21 protein-coding genes and 1 other RNA gene are annotated in these 13,742 nt (G+C 48.8%); all 22 read right to left on the bottom strand.

Translation table 11 applies throughout. The annotated features are described in order from the left end of the window. Positions 1–2 precede the first annotated feature (2 nt). The 22 genes from Q4Q50_RS08790 to Q4Q50_RS08685 all read right to left on the bottom strand — a co-directional run bounded on the left by Q4Q50_RS08790 (position 3) and on the right by Q4Q50_RS08685 (position 13,737). Entirely contained in the window at positions 3–1,316 is a 1,314-nt protein-coding gene (locus tag Q4Q50_RS08790) for a phage head morphogenesis protein (protein WP_311899076.1), read from the bottom strand. After that, positions 1,309–2,925 (bottom strand): DUF935 domain-containing protein, encoded by a 1,617-nt coding sequence (locus Q4Q50_RS08785; RefSeq protein WP_012197076.1) that lies wholly within the window; start codon positions 2,923–2,925, stop codon positions 1,309–1,311. Before Q4Q50_RS08785 ends, Q4Q50_RS08790 begins: the two co-directional genes overlap by 8 nt. Continuing rightward, positions 2,925–4,565, bottom strand: a complete 1,641-nt coding sequence (locus Q4Q50_RS08780; protein WP_012197075.1) for a hypothetical protein — start codon at positions 4,563–4,565, stop codon at positions 2,925–2,927. The genes Q4Q50_RS08785 and Q4Q50_RS08780 overlap by 1 nt, the downstream gene beginning before the upstream one ends. Beyond that, complete coding sequence (locus Q4Q50_RS08775) at positions 4,565–5,134, bottom strand: DUF3486 family protein (protein WP_006087223.1); 570 nt, start codon at positions 5,132–5,134, stop codon at positions 4,565–4,567. The genes Q4Q50_RS08780 and Q4Q50_RS08775 overlap by 1 nt, the downstream gene beginning before the upstream one ends. Positions 5,135–5,136: 2 nt before the next feature. Then, the gene (locus tag Q4Q50_RS08770; RefSeq protein WP_012197074.1) at positions 5,137–5,433 is read right to left on the bottom strand and encodes a VpaChn25_0724 family phage protein; all 297 of its coding nucleotides are present in this window, start codon (positions 5,431–5,433) and stop codon (positions 5,137–5,139) included. After that, entirely contained in the window at positions 5,433–5,771 is a 339-nt protein-coding gene (locus tag Q4Q50_RS08765) for a DUF2730 domain-containing protein (RefSeq protein WP_012197073.1), read from the bottom strand. The genes Q4Q50_RS08770 and Q4Q50_RS08765 overlap by 1 nt, the downstream gene beginning before the upstream one ends. Then, the gene (locus tag Q4Q50_RS08760) at positions 5,768–5,992 is read right to left on the bottom strand and encodes a hypothetical protein (RefSeq protein WP_028760753.1); all 225 of its coding nucleotides are present in this window, start codon (positions 5,990–5,992) and stop codon (positions 5,768–5,770) included. The genes Q4Q50_RS08765 and Q4Q50_RS08760 overlap by 4 nt, the downstream gene beginning before the upstream one ends. A 96-nt stretch (positions 5,993–6,088) precedes the next feature. Continuing rightward, entirely contained in the window at positions 6,089–6,658 is a 570-nt protein-coding gene (locus tag Q4Q50_RS08755) for a hypothetical protein (RefSeq protein ID WP_012197071.1), read from the bottom strand. Beyond that, positions 6,655–7,221: a lysozyme gene (locus tag Q4Q50_RS08750; protein ID WP_311899075.1), complete on the bottom strand. Its 567-nt coding sequence runs from the start codon at positions 7,219–7,221 to the stop codon at positions 6,655–6,657. Before Q4Q50_RS08750 ends, Q4Q50_RS08755 begins: the two co-directional genes overlap by 4 nt. Continuing rightward, positions 7,211–7,507 (bottom strand): hypothetical protein, encoded by a 297-nt coding sequence (locus tag Q4Q50_RS08745; protein WP_311899074.1) that lies wholly within the window; start codon positions 7,505–7,507, stop codon positions 7,211–7,213. The genes Q4Q50_RS08750 and Q4Q50_RS08745 overlap by 11 nt, the downstream gene beginning before the upstream one ends. 75 nt (positions 7,508–7,582) lie before the next feature. Next, a complete protein-coding gene (locus Q4Q50_RS08740) occupies positions 7,583–8,983 on the bottom strand; it encodes a nucleotide-binding domain-containing protein (protein WP_311899073.1) in 1,401 nt (466 codons plus the stop codon). After that, entirely contained in the window at positions 8,980–9,543 is a 564-nt protein-coding gene (locus tag Q4Q50_RS08735) for a Pycsar system effector family protein (protein WP_311899072.1), read from the bottom strand. Before Q4Q50_RS08735 ends, Q4Q50_RS08740 begins: the two co-directional genes overlap by 4 nt. 50 nt (positions 9,544–9,593) lie before the next feature. Then, positions 9,594–10,025, bottom strand: coding sequence for a hypothetical protein (locus tag Q4Q50_RS08730; RefSeq protein ID WP_311899071.1), 432 nt, complete (start codon positions 10,023–10,025; stop codon positions 9,594–9,596). 109 nt (positions 10,026–10,134) lie between these two features. Next, entirely contained in the window at positions 10,135–10,590 is a 456-nt protein-coding gene (locus Q4Q50_RS08725; RefSeq protein WP_219233598.1) for a Mor transcription activator family protein, read from the bottom strand. Then, a complete protein-coding gene (locus tag Q4Q50_RS08720) occupies positions 10,583–11,203 on the bottom strand; it encodes a gp16 family protein (RefSeq protein WP_311899070.1) in 621 nt (206 codons plus the stop codon). Before Q4Q50_RS08720 ends, Q4Q50_RS08725 begins: the two co-directional genes overlap by 8 nt. After that, entirely contained in the window at positions 11,197–11,418 is a 222-nt protein-coding gene (locus Q4Q50_RS08715) for a hypothetical protein (RefSeq protein WP_311899069.1), read from the bottom strand. Before Q4Q50_RS08715 ends, Q4Q50_RS08720 begins: the two co-directional genes overlap by 7 nt. A gap of 16 nt (positions 11,419–11,434) precedes the next feature. Then, positions 11,435–11,507: hammerhead ribozyme type II (locus tag Q4Q50_RS08710), an RNA gene on the bottom strand. A 2-nt stretch (positions 11,508–11,509) separates the two neighbouring features. After that, positions 11,510–11,818 (bottom strand): hypothetical protein, encoded by a 309-nt coding sequence (locus Q4Q50_RS08705; protein WP_168825160.1) that lies wholly within the window; start codon positions 11,816–11,818, stop codon positions 11,510–11,512. Positions 11,819–11,837: 19 nt separating this feature from the next. Next, positions 11,838–12,473 carry a DUF3164 family protein gene (locus Q4Q50_RS08700; protein ID WP_311899068.1) on the bottom strand — a complete coding sequence of 212 codons (636 nt, stop codon included), beginning with the start codon at positions 12,471–12,473 and terminating at the stop codon, positions 11,838–11,840. Between the two features lies 1 nt (position 12,474). Beyond that, a complete protein-coding gene (locus Q4Q50_RS08695; protein ID WP_063884365.1) occupies positions 12,475–12,687 on the bottom strand; it encodes a Kil protein family in 213 nt (70 codons plus the stop codon). Position 12,688: 1 nt separating this feature from the next. Beyond that, a complete protein-coding gene (locus tag Q4Q50_RS08690; protein ID WP_131524989.1) occupies positions 12,689–13,204 on the bottom strand; it encodes a hypothetical protein in 516 nt (171 codons plus the stop codon). Beyond that, on the bottom strand, positions 13,201–13,737 hold the full coding sequence (locus Q4Q50_RS08685; protein WP_076500566.1) for a hypothetical protein: 537 nt from the start codon (positions 13,735–13,737) through the stop codon (positions 13,201–13,203). Before Q4Q50_RS08685 ends, Q4Q50_RS08690 begins: the two co-directional genes overlap by 4 nt. Positions 13,738–13,742: the final 5 nt, after the last annotated feature.

Raw genomic sequence — 13,742 nt, 5'->3', positions numbered from 1 at the left:
CCCTATCCTCTTAACTTGCCTTCAAGCACTTGGTATTGGGCTTGCTGTAATTGTGCCAGTGATAACGTCAGTAGTTGCACTTCGCCCTCATTAGGCTGGCGCGTTAGCTGCCATGCGCTATTGATGATTACTTTATTCTTGCTGCCATTGCTCTCACCCGCAGCAGGATACACATACAGTAAGTGTTGATTTTCGCTGTCCCATATTACTGCCTCAGGTGTTGTCAACATCAAAGGTAATCGCTTTACCACACTAGGTTGAAGCCCGTTTTTTGCTGTAAGCTCATGCGCCCTTATCGCAAGTAAGGTTGTCGGCTCGCGCCCTAAACGCGCTGTCACTGCGGTTTGAATCGAGGGCGTCATAAAACCTAAAGCCTGTACGCCTAAGCCTGGTCGTCGTTTCTGCCCTGGATTGGCGGCAAGGACTTCATCCGTCCATTGGGCAAACTGGGCGTGGCGCAGTGGGCTATTATTGAGTGCTTGAATAAACTGCGCGCGGGTATCGAGGGATTGAATAGTGCCAAGCTTTTTAGCGACGGCCACGTCGGTACCAAAGGCGGCTTCGCCTGGACTATAGGCCCAGCCTAAATCGGGGCTCATGCTGCTGCCATCGGGCAGATCGATACGCGCATGGGGCACGGTCAATACTTCACCCGTTCCGCGCGCGACAGTCTCAGTATCAAAGCGCTGGATATAACCTTCGCCATTTTCGACAGTGATCCCCATCGCCTTAACCTGCGCTTCAGTTAACGCCCGAACGCGGCAACGACAGCCCCAACCATTGGGCGGATAGATGATGTCCCATATTGGATCGTCAAAGCGGAACACTTTACCCCTAAGCCGCGCATGGGCTGGCCGTGTCTGGCCGTCATCTATCGCCACATACTGCCAATAGGGGTGGGTTTTGCTGCGCGATAACATGCGCCGATAGCGCCCAGCCATGTAAGCGGTTTGCAGGTTTTGACGATAGATAGTGTTTAAGCGGTAGGGACTACCCAGCTGTACCTCGCGGCCATCGACTTCCTTTTTACCCCACCATCCGAGCTTTTCGAGTTGAGGTTTAAGGTTGGCCTGAAACTGCTTAGCGGTTAACCCTTGGCTTAGGGCTGCATCCACTTCATTACGGATCGCCGTGAGCACATCCATCTGTGCCGCCTTGGCCACAGTAAACGCACGGGCGTGGGCGCGGGTCCACACGTCTTGCCAATCGTCACTTATAGCAAAGCCTTTGGCACGGAAATAGGCCACCGCATCGGCGGGGGCTTGGTTAATGGCAATGCTTAAATCAACGGTTTTAGGCACTCTTGGTTTAGGCATTGGCCATGCCCCACAGTTCGGCCACAAACATTAACCGCGCTAAGGTTTCGGTAAGCTGCTCGGTATCCATGGCGGGATAGTCCTTTTCCAGTTGCGCCCGCAGCTGCTCCGGCTCGCTCTGCAGTTGTGCCAGTAATGGCTCTACCATCACCATATAGGTTTCGCTCATTTGCCCTTGAGTGAGCGCGTCCAAAGCTTTATCTAAGGCGGTTTGGCTCGGTTCACTCAACGGGGCATCTGACTGCTTAGCCGCCCCCTCTGTCGCAGAGAGTGCGGCCAAGGCCGTCTGCTGATTGTCATTACCGCCTGCAGCGCTGGCATTGGGGTCTTCTTGCTGGATCACCAGCACGGCTTCGCCATTAGCGGGCTTAGGGATACGGGTCTTTTCATGCAGCCAGTTTTGTGGGATCTGCATGCCCATGCTGACGAACGCACGCAGCGGGTAAGCCAAGGCACGTAAATCTTCGGCCTCCGTGGTATCAAATACTAAACGAGGATGACGACGATGGCTTTGATAACTCTTGCAGTTGAGCGCATATAAGGGGGCCACTAAGTCGCGGGTTAAGGTTTCGGCAATCAGGCTAAGGTCTGCATCACGCAGCTCTTGGCGTACTTCGTTATGCACGTTACCGAGCGCATTAGTTGAACTTTTACCGTCGGCTTGGCTGGTCAAGGTGCCGCCTAAAATCACCTTGCTCATGGTCTTTTCAGCCCAGCTAATCATCAAATCAAAGGGATCAGCTTGACCTGTGGCTGCACTCTCAAAATCCATCACCATGCCCTTGGGCATAATGCCACCCGCGTTATGGCCAATGCTCATCACTGCATTTAACAGGGCGCGCTTTTCCTCATCGTTGGCACCCGCAGGATACTGACCAATACGCAGCGGCAAACCGTAGATCTCTAGGAACTCGGCTAAGTCGCGCACACTGTAGTTTTTAAAAATGAACGGCCAGATTAACTGACGCACTAAACCACTGCGGCTGACATAGCCCGACTTGGCTGGGTGAATATGTTTGATCCAACCAAAGGGCCACAGGTCAGCGCCATTAACCGTGGCATCACGCAGGCGCAGTTCGTTGCGCCGCTCAGGGTGAGTCATAAACCAAGACGGATCGCGATACTCTGGCACTTCAATAAACCATTCGCCTAGCTCTCGCGCCCAGGCCAACTCGTGCATGCTAAAGCCCTTGAGAATGGCATCACTCATTGACTTAATGAGCGTCTTTATCCAGTTACCTTCTTCGAGCATTTCTTGCAGATACTCAGTGTCAGCCTTTTCCTGTGGCGTCGGGTTACGGGGTGGAATTAAATAGTAATCCACGCCGATCAGTGCCCGTTTGCGTTTGTCTAACTCGGCATATAGGTGGCCGTCTTTCTCTTCGATATCTTCGGCCAGTTCACATTGAGCAATGAGATCGCCTTGCTCGGCGGCCTGCAAAATATTGGCTGCACTGGCGGGCGTTAAGCCACTACTCGGGTGCTGGCTAAAGGTACGTTGCAAGCCAATTAAACGCACATCGTCGGTCTGCAGTACTTTGGCTTCACGCTGCTTAAACGGCCGACCACTGGCGTCCAAAATACGTGATTCAGTTGTTTTTTCTTGCATTACCAGCAACCTCGCTGCGTTTGATGATCATCATCCTCATGGGCACTTGCTGCGGCATTCGGATTACGGTGATCACTCCTAGGAATGGGGGTGAACTCTATGGGGGCACCGTCTAAGGTGGAGGCGTATACCATCAAGAACAGGCTGATTGCGGCATCACCGTGGCGTTCTTTTTCTTGACCTGTTCGCACATCGCCAAGGCATGGTGTACCTCGACGGTTAATGCTCAAGGCCCGCAGATCAGTACTGGTGTCATCGTCCCTTGGAATAGTGATAAGCCCATCTTCAAAGTGACTTTTAAAACGTGGCATTTGCTCGCGGTAAAAGGACTCAGATAGCATCACACAGGCGATCACTTCACTGCCGTATTTATCCTGGGCGTATTCCGCTAACGCTTGGCCATTCCCGCGCGCATCCATCGCGCCGCCCCTCAGCCGTGGTAAGCGGTCCACAATGTAAAACAGGATCTGCTCTTGCTGGCGAAAGGGAATGTTTTTAAGCTCGACCTGTAACTTGGTTTTGATGTGAAGATCTTGAGCGATTTCCCCCACGTCAATCACAGTTAAGTCACCACTACGGGCAAAGTCTTCACCAAAGCAATGGGGGCGTGCAGGGTCTAAGCTATCGAGAACCGGCTTGAGTTCATCCTCACACCACTTAAGGATCTCCGCCGCCCGTAAACCCTCTGGCCATTGTCCAAAAGCGTCGTCTTTTTTAAGGCGAACAACGGGGCCGCTATCTGTCACGCTGGCCATGCGGGCTTCGATTAACGCGCGGTTAAGATAGGCACCACCGCCAGACTTTGGCACGCAGAAATATTCCTCTAACGCATCCTCTTCGGTGGCCGTGGCTTTGAGTAATTTCGCTTTCCAGTCATCCTCGGCCGCTTGGCTCCATTCGATGCCGCGCACTTGGCAAATACGCTTATACAGCCCCTCATTACAGGCATCATCTAAGGTGACACGGTGAATGGAGTAATCTTTTTTACCCGCACGGGAATCGTTAATCAGCTCATTGAACTGGTTATCAATGCCATTATGGGTGGAGATCAAGCGTACCTTCGCGCCCCACATGGTCAGCGCCAATGCCGCTTTTAACACTTCGGCCAAGCGTTCGTGGAACGCCGCTTCGTCTATGGTCACATTGCCTTGCATACCACGCAGGTTTGAGGGATTACTCGATAGCGCCTGCACCTTAAAACCTGAGGCAAAGTAAATGGCAAAGGTCAGGATTTCTTTACCGTCTTGGCCTTCATCAACAAACACTTCTTCTTGGATTTCGCCTGCGGCTTTATCAAATACCTTAGCCCACATGGCCGCAGCGTCGATAAATTCCCGCGCCATCTCCTTGTTACTGCCCACATAAAAATGGTTAGTCCCGCCTTGGCCACGGGCAGCGCCTGCAGTTAAAGAAGCATCGGCAGCTTCGGCCCAAGTGAGTCCAGTTCGGCGCGACTTTTCGGCAATTTTCAGCGGTGACTCGTCGGCTATCCAGCGTTTCTGATAACCGAGCAGCACCTCTTTAGGATCAAAGCGACTTAGGCAACTTGCCTCATACGTGGGATCAAAGCTGCTTGCCGTTGGCGTGATGGCTAGCGCTACCGCAGTCGCGGCCGCTAACACCTTTTTTTTAATGGTCATCAGGCAATCCCCAGTATTTCACGCTTAAGCAAGGCAACGGCATCACTGGTTAAGCCAGCGGTTTTCGCAACCTTCTCGGCGGCATTAGCCGCTTCGGCCGCGAACGCGGTGCGGATCTCTTTCTCACGTTTATGGCTGGCCATGGCGGCAGACTCCAAACGTTGCACCGCTAACATGGCATCTTTAATCATGCCCACGTCGGCACCTTCGCCCGTTTCATCTTGGTTTAATAGGGCTTTAAACAGCTGCGAACGCGCCATTTCGAGGATGAGTTTGGTCACTTCACCCGTCGGTTTATCGCCTAGCTCTGCCGTCCACACTTGGGTGATCTCACGCATTTCACGCAGGGATTTACCCACGGCCTCCATCTTGGTGGCATAGCGGTTAATACCTGCGCGGGAAAGCTGCTGTTCTTCTGGTAGCCCTGCGGCTTTAATCAGCGCATTGATTTCATCGAGCAAATCAATCTGCTGAATCGAGCCATTACGCAGCCCCGCATCGAGCTTCTTGCGGATAGGATCAGGCAGTAAATCCACCTTAGAGCGTCGGCCTCGGGTTTCACTCGCCATGGCTACTCTCCCGCCCGCGGGCGTTTAACCCCTGGCACAATCGCGCGGCCTGTCGCCACATCTTGGCCACGACCTGTTAGCGTAGCCGTGGTCACTTTGCCAACCAGTTCGGTTTTAATCAGCCCTTGCTCGTTAAGCCAAGCGAGCTGCACCAGCAAGGCATCGCGGCTAATGTCGAGGCCGTAGGCATTTAAGCCATCTTGTAAGATGGACTCATTGAGTGCGAAGGCTCCCGCCTCGATCAGTAATCGAAGCACCACAAGGCGTTGGTGCTCATTGATAATTTGCTGCATCGCCATTATTGGTGGCCTCCTTTAAGTTCGTTTTCGAGAAGCATGTCGGTCTTGGTTTCTAAGCGCCTAATGCCTTGTTCCATTGCGCCAAAGCGCTCACCTAAACCTGTGAGGGTTTTATCGAGCGCATGCAGTTCGTCACGGGTCGGCATGTACTCCAATTGCATTTCAGTTTCGCTAAGGCGCTTGTCGATTTCAGCCACCTTTTGGATCACCTTTTCATGCTCAATCCGTGGGGTAAATCGCGTGCTAAACCACGCCATCAGCAGTGCACAGAAAACGCTAATGACGCTGCCAATGAAGCCCCAATATTTACCGAAATATTCAAATAGCGATTCGATCATAAACGCTTCCCATAGCGCATCTTCTGGCGCTTATCTTCATCCTGTTGGCAACTGATACAGCGCAACTCGTTAAGCCGCTGTGGCTCATTTGGCTCTAAGCAATCAATACAGATACCATTGCCAGTGCTGTGTTGTTTGTGCCTGGCGGCATCCCTTACTGCATCAACGCAGGCAGCTCGCTCGCGGGTTTCCATATTGCTAGCCCAATCGGTTTCGTCCATGCCTATCCCTTATTTTTGGCTTATTTTGTTTGGTCTGTTTGATGGCGTTGCCGCCAATCATGCAGGGCTTGCCAGTCGAGGTTGCATTGCCCAAGGTCAGTGAGTAGCGAGAGCATTAGCCCCGCTGACTTTGGGTTGGATAGGCACTGTTCCTTCTGGGTTTGCAGGCACTGCAATACCTGTAGTGGAACCTGAGTGACGTTGCACTCGCGCATCAGTACTTCGGGCGGCAACACATATTGGGTCTTGTAAATAGGCACGTAACGCACAGCGGGCGGCGTTGTCGAACACGCGCACAACATCGTTAGGCACACTAGCCACACGCCATGTTTGTGTTTGTTCATCCTGGGCGTCCTCAAGTAACTGGGTGAGTTGATGGTTAAGATCTTGATTGCGGTTGGCTAACGCGGCCTTTTGCAGCTCAACGGTTTGCACCTGTAGGGCGAGGGTTTCGCCTTCGTCTTTTAGGGCAATGCGTTCAACGTTGGCGTCTTGTAGCCATACCGCTAGCGTGTCTGCACTCTGTTTTAGGGCGGCATTGTCAGTTAACGCTTGGGTGAGCTGGCTCTTAGTGCTCTGCTGTTGGTGGTACATCAGCCCAATGGTGACTAATGCCAGTGACAAAAATAGCCACTGCACAGTGCTAATGATTTGTGAGGGATTCATTGCGCGCCCCCCTTTGATTGCGAGAGGCCCAGTTCGCTTAAGCAAATGGTCTGCTCTTCGGCGCGGCGTTTAATCAGCCCATTTAGGCGCACCTTGACACCTAGGCGGGTGCCATAGGTCCAACCATTGCAGATGCGCTCACCCGTTTGAGGATTGGTGGAACAGGCCTGCGTTAGCTCCTTGCAGGCACCCACACGATCCCCTACAAGCAGCTTTTTACGCAGGGTTGAGCTGGCAAAATTGCCATAGCCCGCCCAATGCATAAACGACAGATAGGCCGCATGCTCGCCATCAGTAAGTGCTACAGGGGCCGTGAGTTGCAGCAACTGCTTATCAGCGCGAGCGATATCCTTGGCAAAAATCTCCATGCATTGCTGTTCGGTGAAGATTTGATCAAGCTTTAAGTCTTTGCTCGTATGGCCACGACAGGCGGTCAGTACACCCACCGCATCGACATAGACGCTCAGGCTATTGCCTTCCCATTTATCGGTAAGCTGTGCGCCAGTGATAGCCGCCGAACTTAAGCCAGCGGCCAGTAAAATCGCCTTGAGTTTACTGTTCATTAGGCACCGCCATAGCTTGTGCCTTGCGTTGCTCGCGGGCTTTTAAAATATGGAGGTGAGTGACGGCATGCCAGCCTTGTTCAAAGTAGCTTTGACGGGTGAGACTGTGGCTGTACAAGGGTACGGTGGCGGGCACAACGCCTGCTAACTCCGCCTTGATGCGGGCATTAAAACCGTCCTTAGCGCACTGGCGATAGACTCGGCTTTGTATGCGTTTGGGCTGCACATTCGCAATCGGCATACTGTTAACGCCGCTGCGATAGTTGTTGTGGGTGACAAAGGCCATAAAAAAACCGAGACAGTGAACATGGGTTCATTGTCTCGGCTTAAGTGTTTGGAGCGGATTGGAAAGGTTTCGGGATTAGTTAATAAAAACCCCAATGGAATTCTCATAAACTATTTTGCCATTCGCATCTTCTAGAACACATCTCATAGTATGCAAGCCTCGATAGGCAGTCTTTTCAGGAACCAAAAATGAGTAAGGTTCATTGTTCCCAACTAAGCTAGGCATTGATTTATAAATAATTTTTGACAATGACACGGTTTCAGCTTCCACTTTCTCACTTCGTGGAACATATGGGCCATTATTTTGTTTATAAAGAGATAGTTTAATTGGAAAAATGAACGGCGCCGCTTTTGATATTGAAACAGAAAACTCTAAATCTAAGCCTTTATTCAAACAGCGTGAGGCTGAAATATATTCTTTTCTATCATTGTTTTCTTGCACAAAGCATTTATAGTCTATGTGGTCAGAACCTTGAACAGCTTTACAGTCTCTTGAGCGTTCCCCAATCGGTAAAGCACTAAGAATTAATGCTTTCTCGTAATCCAGCATTTTCATTCGATAATTGAGTGGTTTTTTATCTGGATGGGTAATATTAGGTGTAACATACTTGACTTCATCATTCGAAGACATTTTTGGCCGAGAGTATCTTTCCGGCCAAACAATAAAATCTAATAACCCTTGACCTAACATTACAGAATTTTTATCTGCTAAACCTTGGAGTTTTGAGGCCATATCAACTGGCAAGCCTGTTGGTGAAATCTCACCAACAGAATCAAATCCATAGGCGCCCCATAACACATCGTCATCCCCACCGAAATCGCAACCAACTCTAAATCCAAAATCAATAGTATCAAATCCCATGCTTTCCAAATGCGGCTTAACACTCTGGTCCATAAACATTTTCAATGCCATACTGCAATTAAGTGCATCTATAACGGCATCTTCTTTAGTCTTAAAACTTGAACCAAAAAATGCCATTACTGCATCTCCCATCAAGCGATGCACATAGCCATCGAAAGCCCTGATAATTTCAATGGTCGTTTTGAGAATGGAGTTTTTTATGAAAAAAACTTGTTCTAAATCATAAAGTAACGACAACCTCGTTGAGCCTTTTATGTCAAAAAAAATCGTACATATATACTGCCTGACAGTCGAATCATTATACTCAATCGCAGAAAAGTCTGGATGCGAACCAATTCCTACACAATTGACGTCTTCTTTACCGAACAACTCGCGTATAAATCGTTGTATAACAAACTCCTCTTGGATCTCTAGGGGTAAAGATTCAAGCCCCTCGGTAGTTAAGACTCCTTTTTCTAAGCCTACATTAATCGCACTATCTTCACTGATGGACTCAAAATATTTTCTAGTATTGTAAGCAACATTGTTATCAGTATGCCTATTTGCCCGACTATATTTAGACTTAGTGCGATTTAACTCATTCTCAAATAGATATTTAAATTGTTTATCTCTCATACACTACCAATCCATAACATAGTAAAAACATAAGTAAAGAAGCTTGGGAGCATAACGAACTTCAACCAGTTAACTGCTTGTTTTTGTCTTGAAAACTTTTCTAACAGGATATTAGATATATCGTACGCCTGGCCTGCCAAATCATCTAAAACATCGTCTACAGAAGCAGCATTTACTTCTTTGATGTATTCTTTCTTATCAGCATATTTTTTACTTACATCACCATAGAAGATTAAAGATCGTTTATACGAACTACTGCTTAAGTTAGGAAAAATCGACGATAGTAAGTAGTAAGTGGATAAAATACCTGACAAAATAACAACAAAAGCCAAGACAAACAAAAACTTGGTTAAGCACCCTGAAGCAGTAATTTCGGCTGTATATTTTGTTACGTTCCAAATAACCACAACAATAAATGAGAATAGTAATCCTGCTTTAACATTAATAGTTCCAATGTAATGGTCATATCTTTTGATCACATCAAGCATAAAAGTTACTTTTTTTAACTCCTCAGTTTTAACACTTTGCTCATTTGGCAACTCATTACTTTGCTTGTCCATAATTCCTCTTTTTCATTCTCACCACTACGATTAAACACATATTAAAACAGTTACTTAAATATCAACCTTTGATGGTCACTCAATTTCGTCCCGTTATAGTTTAAAAAACAAGGACGATACTCTCCACCTGCATATGCCCCATAGCTGTTTTTGGCATTGACCTTTATCTGTAGCACCCTGCGAGCACCGCTATCGTCCTGTAACCAATCGAAGTAATGGCCTTCGATCTTGATAGAGTCGGGATCTTTAAAATCACCACCACGTTTCAAGTAAGCAACGCATTGCTCGATAAGTTCAGAGTTGTTTACAGGGGCTGATGAAATTTTTGTGGGAGGGATAACACTTATAGGCTGAGCATCTTCAGCGCATGGAACTTGGCTGAATGTCTCCACCCCATTTACAGTGCATTTATAAATGCTGGCTTGCAAAGAAAACGTAGCTACACCAATAAAAATGGCTAGTAGCGATGTCCGTATCTGCATGGTTCAACATCCTAATTGTTAAAATTTTGCTTAACTTTGACGAGTTTATCTTCATTATACGCAAATAAAAAGGGCTACATTTTGGTAACCCTGTGATATAGATTGGATTTCAAAACAATCTCCTCTGCTTCCTCGCCACAAATGCTGCCCTTTGCTCTGCCACTATCTGGCTGATCCGGCGCTCGGTGAGTCCATAGTCGCGGCTTAACTGCTCTAGGTTATTGCCCTTAAACTCGCGCCAAATGCGGATATCCCGCAGCGCATCCTTGAGGCGCTCACCATTGGGGATGTAGATATCACGCCCACCGAGATAGGCGCTTAGGCTGGTGGCTAAGGCTTCACTCACATTATCCGCATTATCAATATCGTATTGTTTTAGGGTTTGGCGCATCACATCGCACAGGCTTTGCAGGGTTGAGGGCCAGCGGCGAATGAAGTCCTCACGCTCATCAGGCTTTAGTGTGGCTAATGTTTCGAGGGCTTGTTCCAGTTCGGCGGCGCTGGTGGACAATAAATCCAACTGATTTTCGGGAATGCTAACCGCGTTTAGGATGTGCTTACTCATGTCCATGCCCCTCGTATTGCGCGACGATCACTTCATAGTTTGCGGGGCGTGTACCTGCTTCATTCATCTTTAGCCGCTCACCACGGACGGTAATGCGCTCAATCAACACCCGCTTGTGCCAGTTTTTAAGGCTTTCTAATACCTTGTAGGCTTGCTGTTCTGTCATCCAAGCGGTGGCATCCACGCCTTCACTTTTACTACGTAGCGTCATGCGGCGCACATAGACATCAAGCGCTGACTCACTGTTATCCTGGATAACTAAGTGATGGCCCATGGTGATCCAAATGGCACGTATTTTATCTATGCTGGCCAATTTACTTTTACCCGCAGCAGGACTTAAACGGCGTTTAACCGCTGTTTTTCTATTGGTTACAGTTGGTTTAAAGCCCTTTTGTTTAAACACTTCTAGTGCCTGTTCAAGCTCTGGCAAGTTCATTGCCCGCAAGGAATCTTTACCCGTGGCATTTTTCAGCATGGCGCGGTAGATGACTTCATCGAGCAGCAATGATCCCTTAGCCACATTGATTAAAGTGATCAGGCGCTTCTTGTGTTGAGCGACTGGGTGCGCCTGCGTTTTAGTATGCACAGGGGCTTTTTGATTAGTTTCTAACATTCGTCATCCTCATCGGTTGTCGCACTGGATACTATCTTGATGGCTTTAGGCTGACTCTTAATCTGCTGCCAATTCGGTGTTGCTGCATTTAAAAAGTTAACAGCCCAAAGCTCACGATCGGCGAGCAGTTCTGCCTTAGTTTTCCCCTTACGAACGGGCCTAACTGGGCAGTTCGCAATGGCATATTTGAGTAAGCGTTTAGCATAGGGTGTCATTCATCTTTGCTCTTTTTGTTAGCTGCTCATCAGTGCCTAATCACTACATTAGACAGACCTCGCTCCAATGACTGGAGCGGGTTTCGCAGGGTTAACGCATTACTGGTTTTGGTTCTAGCAGTTCTAAATTATTGAGTGACTTCTCCATAAAAAAGGCGATCACAGCGCGGCGTTCGCCCGCAAACTCTTTGCTTAACTCCTTAAGCGCATTGAGTAGCGCGGCGCACATCATCAAGCAGTAATGAGGCCTTTCAGCAGCTAGGCCACTCAGTTCGCTGCGCAGATTATCAAAGCTAGCTTCAAGCAAGGTCGCTTGGCGTAATTGAAACGCCACCCGATCGAGTGCGGCTTGGTTGTCATCGAATAGGTGTTGAATGCCCGATTGTGTGCTGAGTTTCATGATGTGCTCCTTGCCCACCCTAAAGGGTGCTGATATCCAGTGGTAGTTGGGTATATTTGCCATTAGGCTGACGCTCATATAAACGCAGATACTGACTAGTGCCTGTGATTTGAATCGCGTCGGCTATGGCGTCCATGGCCCGTTTCCAGTTGGCATCGTCGATATCCAGCTGGCGCAGACTGAGCACTTGGTTAACGTCGATACGACCTTGTTGATTTACCCGAAACGCATGTTCAACCATCGCCATCAGGCGGGTATCCGCGCCACCGCTCCAGCTTTTAATGCAGTCATCAATCAAGTTTTTAGCGGTTTGAATGCGTTCATCAAATACGCGGTGTTCACCCACCGCACGGCGCACTTGGTACTTACCATCAAAGCTAGTAAGCAAAATATTGCCCTTGCTGCCACCGACCTTAACGCCATATTCACTGGCCGATAGTTCGGCAAAGCCATCAATTTGCGCCATCGTCATCAGTTTGAAATTAAGCATCTGTTCACGCAGTTCTTTGGCTGAACCGACAATAGCTAGCACCACTTCATCGCGCAGTTTGTCCACGGCTTTAATACGATCTTCATGCACCAAATCGCCTACCGCGTTTTTGCGGTAGCCCTGCGGAATAGCAGCTTGGTTGTGGGTTTGTACTTGTGTGTTCATCTTATTTGTCCTCATTCCAGCGCACTGTCACGCCATGAAATTGCACCGCCATACAACGGCGACGAATGCCTTTTATATTCTCGATAATCTCAACTGCCATGCGTTTAAAATCACGGCTTGGAACGTCAATTTGGATAACACCGCGATGCTGGCTAACGACCTTCATCCCACGAAGCCTTAAGGCGGCAATCACATTGATAGCTTTTGTTTGCATGTTATTTACCTTTCCATTTGTTATCCCAAAGGGCGCTATTTAGGCGGTTAGCCACCTTTTGCAACTCCCTTTCGAGTAGTTCGATATGCTGTAGTTGATCGCCCTGGGCGAGTCGGCGACAGAACGCGAGCTGTTCCTCTACGTTGTAACGACTGTCTGTCGCTGATTGCACATCGATCCTCTGTGTTACTGCCGACTGCTTTAACTGCGAATGTGGGCAGCCACCGCGACAGGCGCGATAGAGTCGGACGCGTTGTGGGTTAGTAGAGCTAAAAGGCCGTTCTTGATTGTCTTTGCAGGTATCAACGCTGATTTGTCCTGCAACGGGGCACTGTACGTGGTGACGTAAGTAGCGCCCTTCGACACGATTTTTAATGGTGTCGATATTGCCTTTGTATTTGTTCAGCAGGACCTGATTAAGCATGGTCGGACTGACACCTAGCTCTCTGGCAATCTGCGCTTGGCTGCTCTCACTGACTTTTAACTCAAGCACTTGGAACCAATTGTCCTTGTTCATAGCGCCTCCCTATAGGGATAAAACTTCGATTTGGTTGGTGCATAAATACCGTCATCGATTAGCTCTGGTGCTAAAGCACCACAGTCAACGTTGAGGTGATAAATGATCATTTCCTCTTCGATAGCTCTGATGCGGATCAAGCCTGCCCGTTGCAGGGCATTGAGGTAACGCTTTACCGTTGAGCGCGCCACCCTGGCTGTGACCATGATTTCTTCAATCGAGAAATTGCGCATGATGCGGCAGCTGTTCCAGATCCGCTGATTCGCTTTAATCTTGGCGAACTGAGACTGGCGCTTTAACGGGCTGTCATCGTTTAACCAGTAGCGGTTGGTCAGCCCTGTACGCCCTTTCCATTCGAGTGTTAAGCGCCCTTCTCGATACAAATCACGTAAAAAGCGATTTGCGAGGCACTTGGGCATTCCCGATGCATCGGCAACTTGTTCAGCACTAAAGCTGACTTTTCGATTGCGACAACAGCACATAAACAACCATGCGCTGTGCCTTAACGGGGTTGAGCGTTTGACTTGTGCCATAACGC

This window comes from Shewanella scandinavica (assembly GCF_031932065.1).
Taxonomy (GTDB): domain Bacteria; phylum Pseudomonadota; class Gammaproteobacteria; order Enterobacterales; family Shewanellaceae; genus Shewanella; species Shewanella baltica.
The sequence above is the reverse complement of the archived record's forward strand: the minus strand, read 5'-3'. Positions and strand labels throughout refer to the sequence as shown.